Genomic DNA, 17906 nt, shown 5'->3' on the forward strand with positions numbered 1-17906 from the left:
ACTACAGGAAGGGTGTCTCGGCGACGATGCGGGCCACGACGTCGTCGTCGTCCGGCCGTAACTGCTCGATCGGTCTCCGAGGCGCACCGACCTCGAAGCCCTGAGCGCGCAACACGGCTCGGGCGAACGCGACGTTGTCGAAGCGGGTACCGGCGTGGATCACCGCGTTGGCCTCCGCCTGAAGCCGAGCCGCGGCCTGGGCGTCACCGGCCTCGAGCACCTCCATGATCCGGACGAACTGCCTGGCCATGAAGTTGTACGTGCTGCCGATCGCGCCGCTGGCGCCGGCGAGCAGGCCATGCACGCAGACCTCGTCCGCGCCGTTGAAGATCGCGACGTCGTCGCCGCAGAGCGCCCGCAGTTGCTGAAGCTCGTAGACGTCGCGGGAGGTGTACTTGAAGCCGGCCACGTTCTGGTGCGCCGCCAAGTCCACGAACAGTCGGAACGTGGTGTCGTCGCCGCCGGCCATCGGCAGGTGGTAAGGCAGGAAGGGCACGGGCGACGCGTCGGCGATATCAAGGAAATGCCGGCGCACCTGCTCTGGCCCGTGCTGGTAGTAGAACGGCCCCACCGCGGAGACCGCGACGGCGCCGGCGGATGCCGCGTCCCGCGCCAGGGCGATACACGTCGCGGTGTCAGGAGCTCCGACGTGTGCGATCACCGGTACGCGGCCGGCCACCGTCTCCGCCACCAGAGCCGTGAACGACGTCCGCTCCGTGGGCGACTGCAGCGGACCCTCGCCCGTCGTCCCGCCCAGGTACACGCCGTTGATGCCCTGGTCGAGCAGGGCGTCGACGAGCTTGCGGGTCACGCCCTCGGCGATCCGGCCGTCCGCGCCGTACGGCGTCACAAGCGCCGGGATGATCCCGTGAAGGTCGATGGTCACGTGTCCTCCATATGTGTGTATGAGCTGCCATGTCGCCGCTCAGGTTCATTGGTCGCGCTTGAGCGACTTGCGGATTCCGCTGAAGTGCTCATGGACGGCGGCCGTCATCCGGGTGGCGTCGCCGGAGTGGATCGCGGCGAGGATGTCCCGGTGCACCTCGACCGAGTGATGATCCCCGGCGGGCAATTCGCTCTCCAGCCGGTGGAAGAGATCCCAGAACAACTCCAGCAGCGCCGTCACCAGGCCGTTCTCCAGCGGAGCGAACAGTCGCACGTGAAAGCGGCGGTCCACCTCGGCGAATGTCTGATGGCGACGGTGCGCCGCGTCCATCTCCTCGACCAGCGCGTCCAACTCGGACAACTCCGCATCCGACACCAGCTTCGAGACCGCGACGATCAGTCCGCCCTCGATAGCCTCGCGTACCTGCAACAGGTCGATCAACGAGTGGCCGCCGATGCCAAAGCTGTACGGCAGCTGCTGCAAGATGGCATCGAACGAGAACTCGCTCACGAACAACCCGCGACCGGCGACGGCGCGCACCACACCGAGGGTCTCCAGGCTCTTCGTCGCCTCCCGTAGCGAGAGACGGCTGATGCCCAGCTCGTCGGCCAGGTCGCTCTCAGCAGGGAGCGCCGCGCCGGGACGCAGATCGTTGTCGCGGATGTAGTCGCGCAGTCGTTGCTGAGCTGCCTGGTAGAGCGGACGCCTCATGCTCATGCCTGCTGCTCGTCGTCTCGTCCCGCGGTAGCACCGGTGAGGCCGTCGAGCGTCAGCTGTTCGGCGAAATGGCACGCCACCTGGTGACCGTCGCTGGTCGTGCGCAACGGCGGCGCATCCGTGCGGCAGATCTCCTGGGCGAACGGACACCGGGGATGGAAATGGCAACCGGGCGGAGGGTCGGCCGGGTCCGCCACCTCTCCTTCCAGCGGCGGCTGCGTGAGGATGTTGCGCCGGGTCGGATCCGGCTGCGGAACCGCGGCCAGCAGGGCCTGCGTGTACGGATGCCGCGGCCGAGCGAAGATCTCCTCGGTGCTGCCGAGCTCGACCACCTTGCCGACGTACATCACCGCCACGCGGTCACACAGATACTCCACCACCGACAGGTCGTGCGAGATGAACACATACGTCAGGCCCTGCTGGCGCTGCAGATCCACCAGCAGCTCCAGAATCTGCGCCCGCACCGACACATCAAGCGCCGACACGGCCTCGTCGGCGACGACCAGCCGCGGGTTCAGGCTCAGCGCACGGGCGATGACCAGGCGCTGCCGCTCGCCGCCGGAGAACGCATGCGGGAAGCGATCGCGGTACTCCGGCCGCAGCCCCACCTGTCGCAGCAGCTCGACGACGCGGTCGTCCAGCTCCCGGCCGCCGGCCACCTTGTTCACCTTCAGCGGCTCGGCGATGACATCCCGTGCCGTCATCCGCGGGTTGAGCGCGGAGAACGGATCCTGGAAGATCATCCGGATCTGCCGCCGGTACTCCGGTAGCTTCGAGGACGGCATCGTCGCCAGGTCCACCTCGGTGCCGTCCGCCGCGCGATATCTCAGCTGACCACCGGTCGGCGTGTAGGTGCGGATGATGCTGCGACCGGTCGACGTCTTGCCACATCCGCTCTCGCCCACCAGGCCGAGCGTCTCGCCGGTCCGGACGTCGAACGAGATGCCATCGACCGCCCTGGTCACCCGGCGGGTCCGCCGGAACCAGCCGGAACGCTGGGTGAAGTGCATGGTCAGGTTGCGGACCTCGAGCAGGTTGCCATCCGCCATCGGGGCCGGACCGGCCGCGCCTGGGCGCGTCGCCCGCCGGCCAGGGCTCCGGTTCTGTGTGCTCTCGCTGCCGGCCATGACCGTCGAACGGCTCGTCATGTCATCACCTCGGTTCGGCGGGGCAGCCACTTGGGTACCGGCGGAGAGGGCGGCTGCCGTCGCCCGTTGGCCGTGTCGACCGCGCACGCCACCTGTTCCAGCAGCTGCACGAGAAGCTCCGTCTTGACCTTCTCGCTCACCGGTTCGTGCCAGACGTTGCGGCGTTCCTCCGGGTCGCCCACCCGGTCGTAAAGCTCGCCGTCGGCGCTGCCGCAATACCAGGTGAGCTTCCATGTGCGGGTGGTCAACGTGCGGGCGCGCGTCGGGACGAAGTCGTCGTCGTTCTCGGTGAGCGCCGCGTCGCGCGGGAGCGAGCCGGTGCCGTCGAGGGCCGCACGCATCGACACGCCCTGGATGCCTTCGGGTTCCTCGACGCCGGCGTAGTCCAGCAGTGTCGGCGCGAGATCCACCGTCGATGCCACGCCGTCCAGACGTCGTCCGGCGGCGACCCCGGGCCCGGACACGATCACCGGGGTGCGGATCGCGCCGTCGTAGCCGAACCCTTTCCCCATCATCCCGTGATCACCCAGGTAGTCGCCGTGGTCCGTGGCGAACACCACGACGGTGTCCCGGTCCAGCCCGGTGGAGCGCAGCGCGCTCAGGATCCGGCCGATCTGGGTGTCCAGCAGGGTCACCATCCCGTAGTAGATGGCCTTCGTCGCCTGCCAGTCGGCGAGCGTGTAGCGCGCGTACTCGTCCGGCGGCGTGCCGATGACCGGATCCCGCCGGCCGCCACCCCGGTACGCGGCGAGCTGCAGCGGCGTCGCGCCGTCGGCCTCGTTCACCGGCGGGATCGGCGGCGGCATGCGCTCGGGGTCGTACATGCCGGCGTACGGCTCCGGCGCCGTGTTCGGGTGGTGCGGGTCGGGGAACGACACGTGCAGGAAGAACGGCCGGTCGTCGCGTTCCGCATGCCCGGTGAGGAACTCGACGGCCCGATCGGTGATGTACTCACCGGAATGCACCTCGGGCGGTAGCGTCCAGGTATGGCTGCGTAGCGACCCGGTGGCGTTGTTCACCCCGGGCGACAGAGGCTCTGCCGCGGCCATCCGTTCGACGGCGTCGGGCACGCGTGCGGTCAGCCACCGCGTGTACGACGGGCCATTGGCACCCATCCCGTGCCCGTTGACCAGGTCGACCTCAGCGAACCCGTAGTAATCCGGCGGCTCGCCGTCCGCGTGAGCCCGCTCCAGCCGGGCGACCTCGTCGCTCTGGGGGATCAGGTGCAGCTTCCCGACGGAGGCCGTCCGGTACCCGGCCCGGGACAACACCCGGGGGACGAATCGGGGGTCGTCCGGGGTGTGGCATCCGACCATCCGGCTGCGCAGCGCGGACGGGTAACAGCCGGTCAGCATCGACGCCCGGCTCGGTGTACAGGTGGGTTGGGTCACCATGCACTGGGTCAGCACCGTGCCCGCGGCGGCGAGCGCATCCAGGTTCGGCGTCCGGCAGATCCGGTTGCCGAAACAGCCCAGGGCGTCCGCTCTCAGCTCGTCGGCGAGGATCATCAGGATGTGCGGGCGTTCGGTCATCCGACAGCGACCTCCTCTTCGGCGAGGACGCAGCGCACATGCCGGCGGGCGCCGAGTGCGACCGTCGCCGGCTCGCGCGTGTCACATGTGCCCGGTCGCGCGTAGTCGCAGCGCGGATGGAACGGGCAGCCGGTGGGACGGCTGTGCGGGCCCGGCACGCTCCCCCGGATCGTGGCGAGCCGGCGGCCACGACGTCGCTGGCCGACGCGGGGGATCGCGTCCAACAGCGCCCGCGTGTACGGATGCCGGGGTTCGGCGAAGATCTGCTCGGTGGGTCCGGTCTCGACGACCGTCCCCAGATACATCACCACCACCTCGTCGGCGATCTGCGCCACCACCCCCATGTCGTGGGTGACGAACAGCACCGACATCTCCATCTCCGCCTGCAACCGGGCCAGCAGCCGGAGGATCTGCGCCTGGGTGGTCACATCCAGGGCCGTGGTCGGCTCATCGGCGATGAGCAGCCGCGGATCACAGGCCAGCGCCATCGCGATCATCGCCCGCTGCCGCATCCCGCCCGAGAGCTGGAAGGTGTACGCACCGAACCGGTCCGCGGGCCTGGGCAGGCCCACGTGCTCCAGAACCTCGATGGTCCGGGCGCGGGCGGCGTCCGCGTCCAGGTCGGTATGCAGCCGGATCGCCTCGACGATCTGGCTTCCGATGGTGTGCACGGGGGAGAGCGACGTCATGGGCTCCTGGAAGACCATGGCGATCTCATTGCCGCGGATGCGACGGATCTCATCGCCGCGTGGGTCCAGGGCGGCGAGATCCGTGGGTTCGTGCGCGTCGTTCGGCCGCCACAGGATCCGCCCGCCGACGACCTGGCCCGGGCGGTCGACGATCTGCAGGATCGACCTGCCCGTGACGCTCTTGCCGCAGCCGCTCTCACCGACGACGCACACCGTCTTGCCCCGAGATACCGAGAACGACGCCCCGTCCACCGCCTTGACCAGGCCGGTCTCGGTCGGGAACTGCGTGCGCAGGTTCTCCACGTGCAGGATCGGCGGAGCCGGTTCCATCACCATCGCCCTCCTTCCGAAGCGTGCGCCAGCACATCCGCAACCGGGAGCCGGGCGAGCCGGAGCCGGTCGTACGGGCGGTCATCGCCGCGCTCGTACAGGCAGAGCAGGTGACCGTCGTCGGTGAGGGCGAGGTCGCTGTAGGCGGACGGCCCTGCGTGGACGACCTGGCCTGCCGACCAGCTGCCGCCGCCGTCGCGGCTGGCACGGATGGTGAGCCGCTTCCGTTCGGTACCGGCCGGGTTGGAGAAGACCAGCACGCCCTCCGGACCTTCCACGACGCTGCCCTGACAGGTCGGTTCGATGAGTTCCTCGTGCCAGCGGAGCTCACCGAACGTGTCGCCGCCGTCGGCGCTGTACGCGTATCCGCGCAGTTGTTTGCCGTTGTGGTTGCGGGCGTTGATGTAGACGCCGCCGGCGGGTTCGCCGGACAGCGCGGCGACGGTGGACTCGTTTGTGCCGTCCGGCAACACCCCGCCGATGCGCCAGCTGCGCCCGCCGTCGTCGCTGACGATGACGTGCGAGCGGAACGGATCGCTCCAGCGATCATGGGCGACGCCGACGGCGTGGTCGCACGGAACGACGAGCCGTCCGGTGCGTAGCTGGGTGCCGTGGCAGGGCCCGGTGGCGTACCAGGTCCATGACGGCTCCTTGACCTGGGAGGTGATCTCCTCCGGTGCCGTCCAGGTGAGGCCCTCGTCGGTGCTGCGGGTGATCCAGACGGTACGGTCGGCGATGCCGGCGCAGACGTCGGTCTCGCCGTGCTCCGCCGGGTTCTGGGTGAACAGCAGGACGATCGTGCCGGTCCGCCGATCGACGACCGGCGCCGGGTTGCCCCGGGTGAAGCCGGGCTCTGCGGTGACCAGCCGAGCCGGCTCCCACGTCCGGCCGCGGTCGAGGCTGCGACGAAGCACCAGGTGGATCTCGCCGGCGTCCCCGGCCCCGTCCACCCTGGCCTCGGCGAACGCCAGCACCGTGCCGGACGGCGTGACGGTCAGTGCGGGGATGCGGTAGGTGTGATACTCGCCGTCGCCGGAGATCCAGAGATCCACGTCTGTGGTGTGCTGCTCCGTCATTATCAAGGTCGTTCTCCTCGCTGCCCGAGAGGTGTATCGGCTGGTGGGTGGTCAGTTGTAGGGGTCGGCGGCGTCGCGCAGGCCGTCGCCGACGAAGTTCAGTGCGAGTACCGCGATCACCACGGGGATCCCCGGAATCAGCAACCACGGCGCCGCCACCAGGCTGCGCACGTTCTGCGCCTCGTTCAGCAACACGCCCCAGCTCACGGCCGGTGGTTGCAGACCGAGCCCGAGGAAGCTCAGCGCCGTCTCGGCCAGGATCATCGCCGGGATGGCCAGCGTCAGGGCCGCGATGATGTGGCTGGTGAACGACGGCAGCATGTACTTGTGCATGATCCGGAAAGTGCCGCAATTGTCGAGCCTGGCGGCCTCGACGAAATCCTCCTCGCGGAGCGCCAGGAACCTGCCGCGCACCACCCGGGCCAATTCGGTCCAGCCGATCATGGACAAGATCACCGTGATCGCGAAGTACTTCATCAGCGGCCCCCAGTCCTGGGGCAACGCCGCCGCAAGCGTCATCCACAACGGCAGGGTGGGGATGCTCATGATGAACTCGATGACCCGTTGCGCGGCGGTGTCGACGGCGCCGCCGAAGTAGCCCGATGCCCCACCGATGATGATCCCGAGCACCATGCTCGCGGCCACCCCGACCAGCCCGATCGACATCGAGATGCGGGTACCGTGCACGATCCGGCTCAGCATGTCCCGGCCGAGGCGGTCCGTGCCCAGCACGAAGACCGGCTGTTCCGGGTCCTTCGGGCCGATCAGGTGGCGGTCCATCGGGATCAGCCCGAACAGTTCGTACTCCTCGCCCTGGACGAAGAATCCAAGTTCCCGAGTCTGCGACGGATCTGTACTCATGGTCCGCCGTTGCGACTCTTCGTTCACCTCGACCTGGTAGCCGTCGGCGAACATGCCCAGGTCGAACCCGTCCGTCGTGTCGATCGGACGGATGATCTGAGGGGGCGCGTACTGATGGTCGCCGAATCGTGTCGACGCGCCGTACGGCGCGATGAACTCCGCGAAGACCGCGACCAGGTAGATCACGAGCAGCACGCCGCCGGAGACCATGGCGAGCTTGTGCCGCCGGAACCGGCGCCAGACGAGCTTCCAATGCCCGACCGTGCCAGCCTCGGACTGGTTGCCGCCCGGCGTGTCGAGGACCGCCGTACCGGTGGCCGTCATACCGTTCACCGCAGCCTCACCGCTTCCCGTACCTGATGCGTGGATCGAGCCGGGCGAGCAGGATGTCCGAGATCAGCGTCCCGATGACGGTCAGCACACTGAGGATCAGCAGGAAGCCCCCCGCCAGATACATGTCCTGGCTCTCCAGCGCCTTGAGCATGACCGGCCCCGTGGTGGGCAGGCTGAGGACCACCGAGACGATGATCTCCGCGGAGATCAGCGACGGCAGCAGCCACCCGATCGTGGAGACGATCGGACTCGCGGCGATGCGGCTGGGGTACCTCACCAGCAGCCGCCGCTCCGGCAGTCCCTTGGCCCGGGCGGTCGTCACGTACGGGCGGTTGAGCTCGTCGAGAAGGTTCGCCCGGACGATCCGGATCATGCCGGCCGTGCCCGCCGTGCCGATGATGATCACGGGGATCCAGACGTGTGCCAGCAGGTCCAGGAGCTTGCCCAGGTTCCACCGTGCGTCCTCGTACTCCGGCGAGAAGAGCCCGCCGACGCTTTGCCCGAAATATCGATGGGATACGTAGAGCAGAACCAGCGCGAACAAGAAGTTCGGGATGGCCAGCCCGAGAAAGCCGACGAACGTCGCCGCGTAGTCGCCGATCGAGTAGCGCTTGACGGCCGAGTACATGCCGATCGGGATGGCCACGGCCCAGACGAAGGCCAGCGTCGACAACGACAGCAGGATCGTGAAGCCCATCCGATCCTGGATCACATCGGCGACCGGGGCGTCGTAGACCAGGGAGCGGCCGAAATCGCCTTCCGTGACGATACCGCTGATCCACGTCCAGTACTGCGACCAGAGGGGATCGTCCAGGCCGTACCGCTCCCGCAAGGCGTCCAGCTGGCTGCGGTCGACGTACGCGCCTTCTGCCTCCAGCTTGGCCACGACCGTGGTGAGGTAGTCGCCGGGCGGAGCCTGGATGATCAGGAAGGTCACGATCGAGATCGCGATCAGCGTCGGGATCATGTACAGGACGCGGCGCACGATGAACTGGGTCATCATCGTCCTGACCTCCGCCCGGCCCCGGTCCGGATTCGAGCGGATCGCGGGAGAGACCGGCTCGCCCGAATCCGGCGGCGTGCCAGGTGTGGCCACCGGATACCGGCTGCCGAGCGCGCACGGTGCCGGGTGCCGCTCGCGACTCTCCCACGATCTGTCGCCTTCATCGTCGTCATTCGTCCTTGAAGAAGTGCTCGGGGTTGTACGGAGCCGGGTTGGGATAGGGCGACCCGGACGGCATCTCGTCCGGGACGTTCCGCATGCTGTTCTTCACCACGGCGAACTCCGGGCGCGGCGTGGCGATCCCGATCTGGTAGAAGCCTTCGGCGGCGATGTCCAGGATCTGGCCGAACAGCTCCTCCTGTGTGCCCGGGTCAAAGGTGGCCACCACCTGGTCCCACAGCTCGAACTGACGGCGGACCGGCTCCGGCGGCTCCCCGGCGTCGGGCACGCCTTGGTACCACTGGGACCATCCGACGCCGAATCCGGCGGCCGGGCTGATCGGCACGTAGTTCCACGGGACGATCAGCGCCGCCCGTCCACCGAGTCCCGATCCGAACACCGCATCGTGCTGGTTGCTGTCCCGGGTCTCCGTGGCCAGCTCACCGGAGACCGGATCCACCCGTAACTCGACGCCGACCTCGCGGAAGTAGTCGGTGAGCAGTTCCCCGACGTCGGTCCAGTTGAAGACGCCGGACCGCGTCGTCAGATTGATGACGATCGGCTCCCCATCCGGACCGAGGCGGATGCCGTCGCCGTTGCGCTCGGTGTAGCCCGCCTGGTCGAGGTGGTCGTTGGCGAGGTCGACGTCGTACTCGATGTACTGGGTGGCCAGCTGCTCGTGGTAGAAGGGCGTCTCCTGCAGCGGGCTGGTCTGCCATGGTTCGCCCTGACCGTTGTAGACCAGGTCGATGATCTCCTGCCGGTTGATCGCATGGGACAGCCCGATCCGGAAGTCCTTGTCGGTGAAGATCTCCCTCTTCACCTCATCCTGATGGGTGAGGTTGAGCTGGATCTCCGCGATGTTCATGCTGTCGTAGTTGTAGGTCATCAGGCGGTAGTCGCCGTCTTCCTGACCCTCGTAGACAAGCGGGTAGTTGTCTCCCTGGTTCAGATGACGATGCTCCAGGTCCACCTCGCCGTCCAGCGCCCGCAGCAGCGAGACCTCCGGATCCTCGGACAGTGCGTAGACCACCTCGTCCAGATACGGCAGCTGCTTGCCTTCGGGGTCGACCTTCCAGTAGTACGGGTTCCGCTCGGCGACCGCCCGGGAACCGCTGTTCGGCGGGTCGGTCATCACCCACGGGGTCAGCCGCGGCATGTTCGTGTCATGCCGCCGCGTGCCCGGGTTGCCCATGTCGAACAGGGCCACCCAGTCGTCGTAGCCGGCGTCCGCTGCCGCCTGCTCGGCGTCGTCGTTGTGGTCCGGGTGGAACTGTTCGAGGTAATGCCGCGGATACTCGCAGACCTTGACGCCCTCGCCCAGGTGAGCCATCGAGTGCAAGAAGAACGCCTTGGGTGTGGCGAAGGTGAAGGTGACCGTGTAATCGTCCACGCGCTCGACCGCGACCGTTTCGCCACCGCTGGTCAGCCAGGGCGGTGCGGCGGGTGTGACAGTCTCGTTCAGCAGCACCGCCTCGTACCAGAACATGATGTCGTCGGCGGTGAACGGCTCACCGTCGGACCACTTCACGCCCTCCAGCAGGTGGAAGGTGTAACTGCTGCCGTCCTCGCTCACCTCGAAGGTGGCGAGGTTGGGGATGATCTCGTCGAGCCCGACCGCGCCGGTGTACTCCCGTGCCCAGCGCACCAGCCCTTCGTAGTTGATCGGATTGAACGCGTTGCCGTCGTCTGGACCGCCGAAGTAGGTCCGCCAGGTGCCGCCGTATGTGCCGATCTCTTCCACCGGCTCGACAACCAGCGGCTCTGTCGGCAGCCGCTCCTCCAGCGGCGGCAGCGTGCCGTCTTCCACCTGCTGGGCGAGGCTGGGCGCCTCTTTGGCGCCGTCTTCAGCCTCGCCGCTGTCGTCGTCGCCGGAATCGGCGTCGGTGCTGAAGAATCCGCAGGCACTCAGCGTGCTCGCTCCGGAGACCGTCACGCCGACGACGGTGGCATCGCGCAGGAACCGACGGCGCGATGTGACGGGAAGGTCGGCCGGGCCGATGGATGTCGCCGTCGTGATGGTGGAGAGCGTCTTTCTCACAGACATTCGAGACCTCCTTGTCCATGCCCGCCGCGGACGGGCCCGCGTCGCCGCGTCTGGCCGTCCGGGGCGGGTCCTGTGGCTGTGGATATGTGTCACTCGGGGTCGATCTGGTCGAGCGGGAGCCGCAAGACCAGGTCTCGCGGCAGCGGTGCGTTCGTGGTGGCGAGCAGCTGCATCTCGCGGTCGGACAGGCCGTGGCGATAGACCCGGACGTCGTCGACGGCGCCCTCGAGGTGCTGGACGCCGTCCATCCGGCGGCCGACGTAGAGGCCGTCGATGCCGAACTCTCGACCGATGGTCACCGAGCCCTCGGGTGCCGTGGCTGAGGCGACCCGTTCGCCGTCGATCCACAGTGAGAGCTCGCCGTCGGCGCGGCGCAGAGCGGCGTGGTGCCATGCGCCGTCGTCGTAGGCCTGGGGCGACGCCACCGACGCGCTGCCGTTCTCGGTGGTCATCAGCGCCCGGATGCGGTTGTTGCCGGGTTCGGCGCGGATCCAGAACGACGGCTTGGAACTGCCGATGCCGTACGCCCAGATCAACACCTGAGAAGCGTCGCTGTCTCCGTACCGGAACCAGGTACCGACGGAGAAGTCGCCGCCGCCGAGGTCGAGGGCGTCGGTGAACGGGATCTGGATGTGGTCGTCTTCGCCATCGAGCGCCAGGGCCTGACCGTGGCGGGGCGTCGCGCCGTCGGTGAGCCCGGCGTCGCCTCGCACGTAGGCGGTATGAGGGGTGGAGGTGCGGGTGAGGTCCGGCGTGGTGGGCCCTGGCTCGGGCGGCTCAGGGAAACCGGGAGGGTCGTCGTTGCCGGTGGCGAGGTAGGCCTCGTCGAACCGGGCGAAGCGGATCTCATCGTAGGGACTGGTTCCTTCGCCCGCCTCGTACAGCAGCCCGATCTCGTGATCCGGGAGAGAGACCAGGTCAGAGTAGGCGGCGGGTCCCCAGTGGATGATCTTCCCGTCGTTCCAGTGCTCCCAGGTCTGTCCCTCGTCGTAGGACGACCGGATCGACATGGCCTCCCGGGACGCGGGGTGTGCGGGTGCGGAGAACAGGATCCGGTCGTGCTCGTCGCCGGCATCGGTGGCGCGCTGTCGCAGCGTCGCGCCCTGCACGATCGGTGCGGACAGGTCCGGGATGGTCGCGAACCGGGCGTCGAAGGTCTCTCCGCCGTCGCTGCTGGTGGCGAAGGCCCGATTGCCGTGATCGGTGCCGTACTGATCGCGCGCCGCCGCGTAGACCGTGCCGTCGGTGAGCTCGACGACGCTGACCTCCTGCGGGTTCACGGTGTTGTCGCCGATGCTGTCGACGGCGCCGAGTTCCCAGCTGAGCCCGCCGTCGTCGCTGTAGATGAGGTGAGCGCCGCGGGCGAAACCCTCGGGGCGATCGGATCCCCAGGTGTGGTTGGCGCCGGCGACCAGGCGCCCGGCGTGGTCACCCCGTTCCAGCTGAATGGCGTGGACCGGGCCGGTCGCGTAGAACTCCCAGTGGTCGAGTTTCACGTCCGGGGTGATGTCCTGCGGCTGCGACCAGGTGGCACCGTGGTCGTCGCTGTACGTGACGAACGGCCGCCGGTCCGTGGTGTCGCCGTTGGCGTTCCACGTACTCAGCAGCACGACACGTCCGGTCTCGTGGTCGACGACGGGGGCGGGGTTGCCCCTGGTGTCACCGGCGCCGTCGAGGACGATCTCGATCGGGCCCCACGTCTCGCCGCCGTCGTCGGAGCGACGCATGACGAGGTCGATGTCTCCATGGTCGCCGCAGTCGTCCACCCGCCCCTCGGCGAAGGCGAGTAGCGCACCGTCGGCGGCCTCGACGATGGCCGGGATACGGAAGCAGGTGTAGCCGTGCGTGCCTCGCTCGAAGAGCGTCTGCTCCTTGAATAGCGGCTCGTCCTGCGGGTCCGCCGCGTGCGGGTGTGGTGCCTGCGTGCTGATGGCTGATCCGGCCTGCCCGATGGTCATCAGCAGGATCAGGCCGGCGCTTGCGATCCAACGAGCGCTCGTCATGTCGAATGGCCTCCCGGTCACAACGTCGTTGAGGTGGACCGAACGCTTCCCCGTTGACCGCCTATCAGATATCTGATAGGAGTGATTGTCAAGAGTTTTCGCAGACGTGTTCATCCGCCGGTACGGAACGTCCGGTGGCCGGACGGTCCTGTGCGGGCGGCGCCCGGAAATCGTTGACAGACGGCGAGGGCAGTGCATATGCGACCGATGAGGGCCGAGCAGATCGGCGGCGTATGGGGAACCCTGCTGCTTCCGTTAGCCGCGGACGAGTCGATCGACTGGCTTCGGCTGGACACGCAGCTCACGGCATTGATCAGCGGTGGCGTTCAGGGCGTGTACGCACACGGCACCGCGGGTGAGTTTCACACCATCGGCGAACCGGAGTTCGACCGCGTGAATGAGCTGCTCGCGGAGCGCTGCACGCGGGCGGGCGTTCCGTATCAGATCGGTGCCGGCCATCCCAGTGCACAGACGTGCCTGGACCGGGTCCGGCGAGCGCGCGAGCTGGCGCCCGGAGCGATCCAGGTCATCCTTCCTGACTGGCTCCCGCTCTCCGATGCCGAATGCACGGCGTTTCTGCGGCGAGTGGCCGCGGTCGCCGAGCCGGTCCCGATCGTGTTGTACAACCCGCCGCACGCCAAGACCCAGGTTTCGCCCGAACTGCTGGGGCGCCTGCTCGATCGGATACCCGCTCTCGTCGGGGTCAAGATGGCCGGTGGCGACGGTGCCTGGTACGCGCGGATACGCCGACACGCGCCGCGGTGTTCGGTGTTCGTCGCAGGCCATCGCCTCGCCACTGGGTTGGCGAACGGCGCACACGGAAGCTACTCGAACATCGCGGCCATGACACCCGCCGGCGCCGTGGAATGGTATGGCCTGATGGGCCGCGATATGCCTGCCGCTCTCGATCTGGAGCGACGGATCGGTGTCCTGTTCAGCCGGCATGTCGCACCGTTGCAGGCGCGTGGCCTGTCCAACCCGGCCCTGGACAAGTTCCTGGCGGCCGTCGGAGGCTGGACCGACACCGGTCTACGGGTCAGGTGGCCGTATGCGAGCGTGCCGCCGGACTCCGTCGAGGCGGCCCGTCGCGATGCGCGAGACCTGGTGCCGGAGCTGTTCACCGCGCCGCCGGCACAGGATGCGGCGCCTCCGGGCCGGTGTAGCGGGCCGCCGGGCGGATGATCTTGCCGCGCGTGGCTTCCTCCAGGATGTTCGCACACCAGCCGACGGTACGGCTGACCGCGAAGGTCGGAGTGAACATCGATCGCGGAATGCCGCAGCGCTCCATCACCACACCCGCGTAGAACTCCACGTTCGCATACAGCTCCCGGCCCGGCTTCAGCTCGGCGAGGATCTCGACGACGCGCCGCTCCACTTCTACGGCGAATTCCGCCAGCTCACCACCGAGGCCGAGAGCGGTCTCGCGGAGCATCCGGGCCCGCGGGTCCTCGGTGCGATAGACGGCGTGGCCGAATCCCATGATCCGGTCACCGGACTCGACACGTGGGCGCACCCAGGAATCGATGCGGTCGCGGCTCCCGATGGCGTCGATGCTCTCCAGCGCTCGATCCGGGGCACCGCCGTGCAGTGGCCCCGCGAAGGCTCCGAGTGCGGCGACGACGGCGGCGGGGAGATCGGCGCCGGAGGACGCCACCACGCGGGCGGTAAAGGTCGACGCGTTGAATCCATGGTCCACCGTGGCGATGAGATAGCGCTCGATCGCGGCTGCGTGCTCCGGCGGCGGCTCCTCCCCGGTGACCATGTAGAGCCAGTTCGCGGCGGTGCCGAGGTCCGCGCGTGGCGCCAGTGGCTCCGCGCCGGTGCGGAGACGGTATAGGGCGGCGAGCACGGTCGGCACCACCGCGCAGACGGACGTCGCGTCGCGTCGGCGGTCGACCGGATCGAGGTCCCACAGCGGCCTCATGTCCCGCGCTGCGGCGAGATGCGACAGAGCGGCGCGCAGCCCCGTCAGCGGAGTGAATCGGACGCCGGCGCGGGCGATGGCCGGAAGCACGGCCTGCAGTTCTCCGGGTAAGGGCCGCATGGCTGCGACGTCGGTAGCGAACCGGGCCCGTTCATCCGGATCGGGTAGCCGGCCCTCCAGAAACAGAAACCAGACGTCTTCGAACGTACGGCTCTGCGCGAGATCGATGGCCGAGTACTGCCGGTAGTGGAAGAAGCCTTCCTGGCCTCGGACGTCGCCGATCTCCGTCGCTGTCACCGCGACGTTGCGCAGTCCGGCCGGCACATCGATCAGCTCGTCGTGCTGAGTTGGCATGTCGCACCCCTCCCTCTCTGCCGCTACTGTTGATGAGCCATCAAGTTGACGTCAACGTTGATCCAGTCAATGTGTGGGACGAAAGAGCAGGCCATGGCGGCAGAAGGAGACGAGCGTTATCTGACGACGGCAGAGGTTGCACGCCGGTTGGGGATCAAGCAGGAGACCGTGTACGCCTACGTGAGCCGGGGAGTGCTGCACAGCGTGCGATCGACCGGACGCCGCGGGAGTCTGTTCCCGGTGTCCGAGGTCGACAGGTTGGCGGAGCGTGGCCGCGAGGCCCGTCCGCCGTCCGGCGCGGTGGAACGGATCCGGACCGCAGTGACGCTGATCGAGGAGGACGAACTCTTCTACCGCGGTCATCCGGTGACGGAACTGGCGGCGATGAGGTCATTCGCATGGGTCGCCGACCTGCTATGGACAACAGGCAATCTGGCCGTGCCGTGGTCCTGGCCCGAGCTGCTCGAGTCGACGGGAGACCGGGTCGATGTCGCCCGGGCGGCGATCGAGCCGTTGCCGGAGTCCGCACGGTTGACCGATCGACTCCGCGTGATCATCGCCGTCCTGGGTGCCATGGACCCTCTCCGCTTCGACCTCTCGCCTGAGCGCGTGATGCGCGCGGCCGGCACGGCGGTCGGCGTCATGGTGGAGGCAGTGGCGCCAAGACCGGGCAGCACGCCTGGCCGGGCGGCGCGTCCGGGTGACGAACCCAGGCTAGAAGGCCCGGCCCACGACGACGGTCTGGGGGCACGGCTCTGGCCGGCGCTGACAACGCGGCCGCAGCCGCCGGGTCTCCTCGAGTCGGTGCTGATCCTGATGGCCGACCACGGCCTCGCCGCCTCCACCGTCGCGGCGCGCGTCGCGGCCAGTGCGCGTGCGCACCCCTACGCCGTGATCTCGGCGGGACTCGGTGCTGTCGACGCACAGCATCATGGGGCGGCCAGCGGAGCGGCGTACCGGTTCCTCGCCGACGCGATGGACGACCCGATCGGCGCACTGAGCGAACGACTCCGTGCCGGCGACGGTGTTCCTGGATTCGGACACCGTGTGTATCAGGAGCGGGATCCGAGGGCCGGACTGCTGTTCACGCGATTGCGCACTTATGCCGAGGCCGAGCAGGCACTCGAAGCCGTGGACGCGCTCGTGGTCGAGTTGAGCCGGGGCGGCGCGTGGCCGCCGAACGTGGACCTGGCGCTCGCGGCGATGATGCACGCATTCGACATGCGGCCGGACGCCGGGGAGGCGGTCTTCGCCGTTGCGCGCACCGTCGGCTGGATCGCCCACGCCTTGGAGGAGTATCGCGAGCCGGCCATGCGTTTCCGGCCGCTCGGGTTCTACACCGGTATGAGAGGGGATCTCACGCCTGAAGCTCTACGGTGAGCGGTCCGAACTCGCAGCCGAACCGCAGCGGATCATCGACGACGCCCGGCGGCTGAGCGCACGCTAGGGGTTCCGGCCATACACCTTGACGTCGGTCCACACCAATCGGTGATCGGAGCTCGGGAACGGGTAGGTTCCCACCAGCCGGAACAGCGGGTCGTCGCTGACCGGCCAGAACACGCCCGAGTCGGCGATGCGTAGGTTCTTGCTCGGCAGCACGTAGTCGACTCGCACGTTGCCGGGTGCCGTGTCGGCGAAGTCCGCGGTGTCGTAGCGCGGGTCGCCGATGTGGTCGAGGTTGGCACCGCCCTGTAGCTCGGACTGCTCGACGGCTCCGTCGCTGTCCGGCGTGTCCGTGCTGTTCACCCGCGGGTGCTCCAGCACTTGCTGCGCCGAGCCGGGGATGCTGTCGCCATCGTGCGGATCCGAGTTCAGGTCCCCGGCGATCACGAACGACGCCCCAGGTTCCAGGCCGCCGGTGTGCCCCTCGTCGTCGTAGATGTAGTCCGACCTGTGCCCGGGCGATACGTAGTCTGCCCAGAACCGGATCTCGTCGTGGTTGCGGGTACCGTTGCGGTCCTCGGCACCGTCGAACACCGGCGGTGTGGGGTGGCTGGCCAGCAGGTGGACGACCTTGCCGCGTATGTTGACCGGCACGTCCCAGTGGCTCTTCGACGACAGCGGGAAGATGTCGAGGACGTCATCGGAGTACCAGTCGCCCGGCTCGGGCGTTTCCGGGTCGTCGGGAAGCAACGCGCCGGGCATGTCCTTCCACCGGAAGTTCTGGAAGGTCCGGATCTCCGACTCGACGATCGGATACTTCGAGTAGACGACCATGCCGTACTGCCCCGGAAACTCGCCGAAGCCCAACGCGTCGTCCGGCCCGCCGACGGATCCGTCGTGGTTCAGGTCGAAGCCGGAGGGGATGCCGGTGTTCGACGGCGCGGTGAAGTGGTAAGGGTAAGTGATCGGATCGGCGCCGTTCTGCGACACGGACAGGTAGTTGTCCGCGAAGAGCTGCGCTGCTGTGCCGGCGTCGTCGTAGTCGAACTCGTTGATCAGCAGAACGTCCGGATCGGTGCGCTGGATGATCTCCGCGACGGCTTGCGCCTGAGGGTTGTCCGGCGTGGACAGGTCGGTGATGAGCCGGCCTTCGTCCGCACGGTTGAGCGAGGCGTTGAACGTCGCGAACCGGACCGGATCCGGCCGCCCGGTCGCAGACGGATCGGCGGGAGCCGCCGCACCGTGCGGAACCAGCAGGGCCGCGGCCGCGAGGCCCGGGGCCAACACGCCCAGTAGTTTCACCATCGTCCCCTCCAGGTCGAGCGCAGTGCGCCGATGGTCCAGCTATACGCGTGGAGTGTGACGCCCCGGTGTACCGGGCGCAAGTACCTGTCGACATCGACGTGAAGCGCATCCCGGCCGCGGGGCGCCGGACCAGATCGCACATGTGCCGAAGACGGG

The 17906-nt window shown here is 68.3% G+C and carries 14 protein-coding genes; 2 read left to right on the top strand and 12 right to left on the bottom strand.

Features of this window, described 5'->3' with window-relative positions; translation table 11 throughout:
* Position 1 precedes the first annotated feature (1 nt).
* The 10 genes from G1H10_RS01700 to G1H10_RS01745 form a co-directional block, all read right to left on the bottom strand.
* Positions 2-886: a dihydrodipicolinate synthase family protein gene (locus G1H10_RS01700; protein ID WP_163731704.1), complete on the bottom strand. Its 885-nt coding sequence runs from the start codon at positions 884-886 to the stop codon at positions 2-4.
* A 45-nt stretch (positions 887-931) separates the two neighbouring features.
* Positions 932-1603: a FadR/GntR family transcriptional regulator gene (locus tag G1H10_RS01705; RefSeq protein WP_163731706.1), complete on the bottom strand. Its 672-nt coding sequence runs from the start codon at positions 1601-1603 to the stop codon at positions 932-934.
* Entirely contained in the window at positions 1600-2652 is a 1053-nt protein-coding gene (locus G1H10_RS01710) for an ABC transporter ATP-binding protein (protein ID WP_163732099.1), read from the bottom strand. Before G1H10_RS01710 ends, G1H10_RS01705 begins: the two co-directional genes overlap by 4 nt.
* Positions 2653-2747: 95 nt before the next feature.
* Positions 2748-4283: a sulfatase family protein gene (locus G1H10_RS01715; RefSeq protein WP_163731709.1), complete on the bottom strand. Its 1536-nt coding sequence runs from the start codon at positions 4281-4283 to the stop codon at positions 2748-2750.
* Positions 4280-5308 carry an ABC transporter ATP-binding protein gene (locus tag G1H10_RS01720; protein WP_216852785.1) on the bottom strand — a complete coding sequence of 343 codons (1029 nt, stop codon included), beginning with the start codon at positions 5306-5308 and terminating at the stop codon, positions 4280-4282. The genes G1H10_RS01715 and G1H10_RS01720 overlap by 4 nt, the downstream gene beginning before the upstream one ends.
* Entirely contained in the window at positions 5302-6378 is a 1077-nt protein-coding gene (locus G1H10_RS01725) for a sialidase family protein (RefSeq protein ID WP_163731712.1), read from the bottom strand. Before G1H10_RS01725 ends, G1H10_RS01720 begins: the two co-directional genes overlap by 7 nt.
* 51 nt (positions 6379-6429) lie before the next feature.
* The gene (locus G1H10_RS01730; protein WP_163731715.1) at positions 6430-7563 is read right to left on the bottom strand and encodes an ABC transporter permease; all 1134 of its coding nucleotides are present in this window, start codon (positions 7561-7563) and stop codon (positions 6430-6432) included.
* Positions 7564-7579: 16 nt separating this feature from the next.
* Positions 7580-8572, bottom strand: coding sequence for an ABC transporter permease (locus G1H10_RS01735; RefSeq protein ID WP_163732106.1), 993 nt, complete (start codon positions 8570-8572; stop codon positions 7580-7582).
* 172 nt (positions 8573-8744) lie between these two features.
* Positions 8745-10781, bottom strand: coding sequence for an ABC transporter substrate-binding protein (locus G1H10_RS01740; protein ID WP_163731718.1), 2037 nt, complete (start codon positions 10779-10781; stop codon positions 8745-8747).
* Positions 10782-10870: 89 nt separating this feature from the next.
* Entirely contained in the window at positions 10871-12784 is a 1914-nt protein-coding gene (locus G1H10_RS01745; protein WP_216852787.1) for a sialidase family protein, read from the bottom strand.
* 198 nt (positions 12785-12982) lie between these two features.
* On the opposite strand from G1H10_RS01745, the gene G1H10_RS01750 reads away from it, so the two are divergent.
* A complete protein-coding gene (locus G1H10_RS01750) occupies positions 12983-13966 on the top strand; it encodes a dihydrodipicolinate synthase family protein (protein WP_163731721.1) in 984 nt (327 codons plus the stop codon).
* Here G1H10_RS01750 and G1H10_RS01755 read toward each other — a convergent pair.
* The gene (locus G1H10_RS01755) at positions 13902-15062 is read right to left on the bottom strand and encodes a citrate/2-methylcitrate synthase (RefSeq protein WP_163731724.1); all 1161 of its coding nucleotides are present in this window, start codon (positions 15060-15062) and stop codon (positions 13902-13904) included. The genes G1H10_RS01750 and G1H10_RS01755 overlap by 65 nt on opposite strands.
* A gap of 93 nt (positions 15063-15155) precedes the next feature.
* On the opposite strand from G1H10_RS01755, the gene G1H10_RS01760 reads away from it, so the two are divergent.
* Positions 15156-16442 (top strand): citrate synthase, encoded by a 1287-nt coding sequence (locus G1H10_RS01760; protein WP_163731727.1) that lies wholly within the window; start codon positions 15156-15158, stop codon positions 16440-16442.
* Positions 16443-16505: 63 nt separating this feature from the next.
* Here G1H10_RS01760 and G1H10_RS01765 read toward each other — a convergent pair whose 3' ends face one another.
* On the bottom strand, positions 16506-17750 hold the full coding sequence (locus tag G1H10_RS01765) for an endonuclease/exonuclease/phosphatase family protein (protein ID WP_163731730.1): 1245 nt from the start codon (positions 17748-17750) through the stop codon (positions 16506-16508).
* Between the last annotated feature and the right edge of the window lie 156 nt (positions 17751-17906).

The sequence above is a fragment of the Phytoactinopolyspora halotolerans genome, assembly GCF_010550675.1.
Lineage (GTDB): Bacteria > Actinomycetota > Actinomycetes > Jiangellales > Jiangellaceae > Phytoactinopolyspora > Phytoactinopolyspora halotolerans.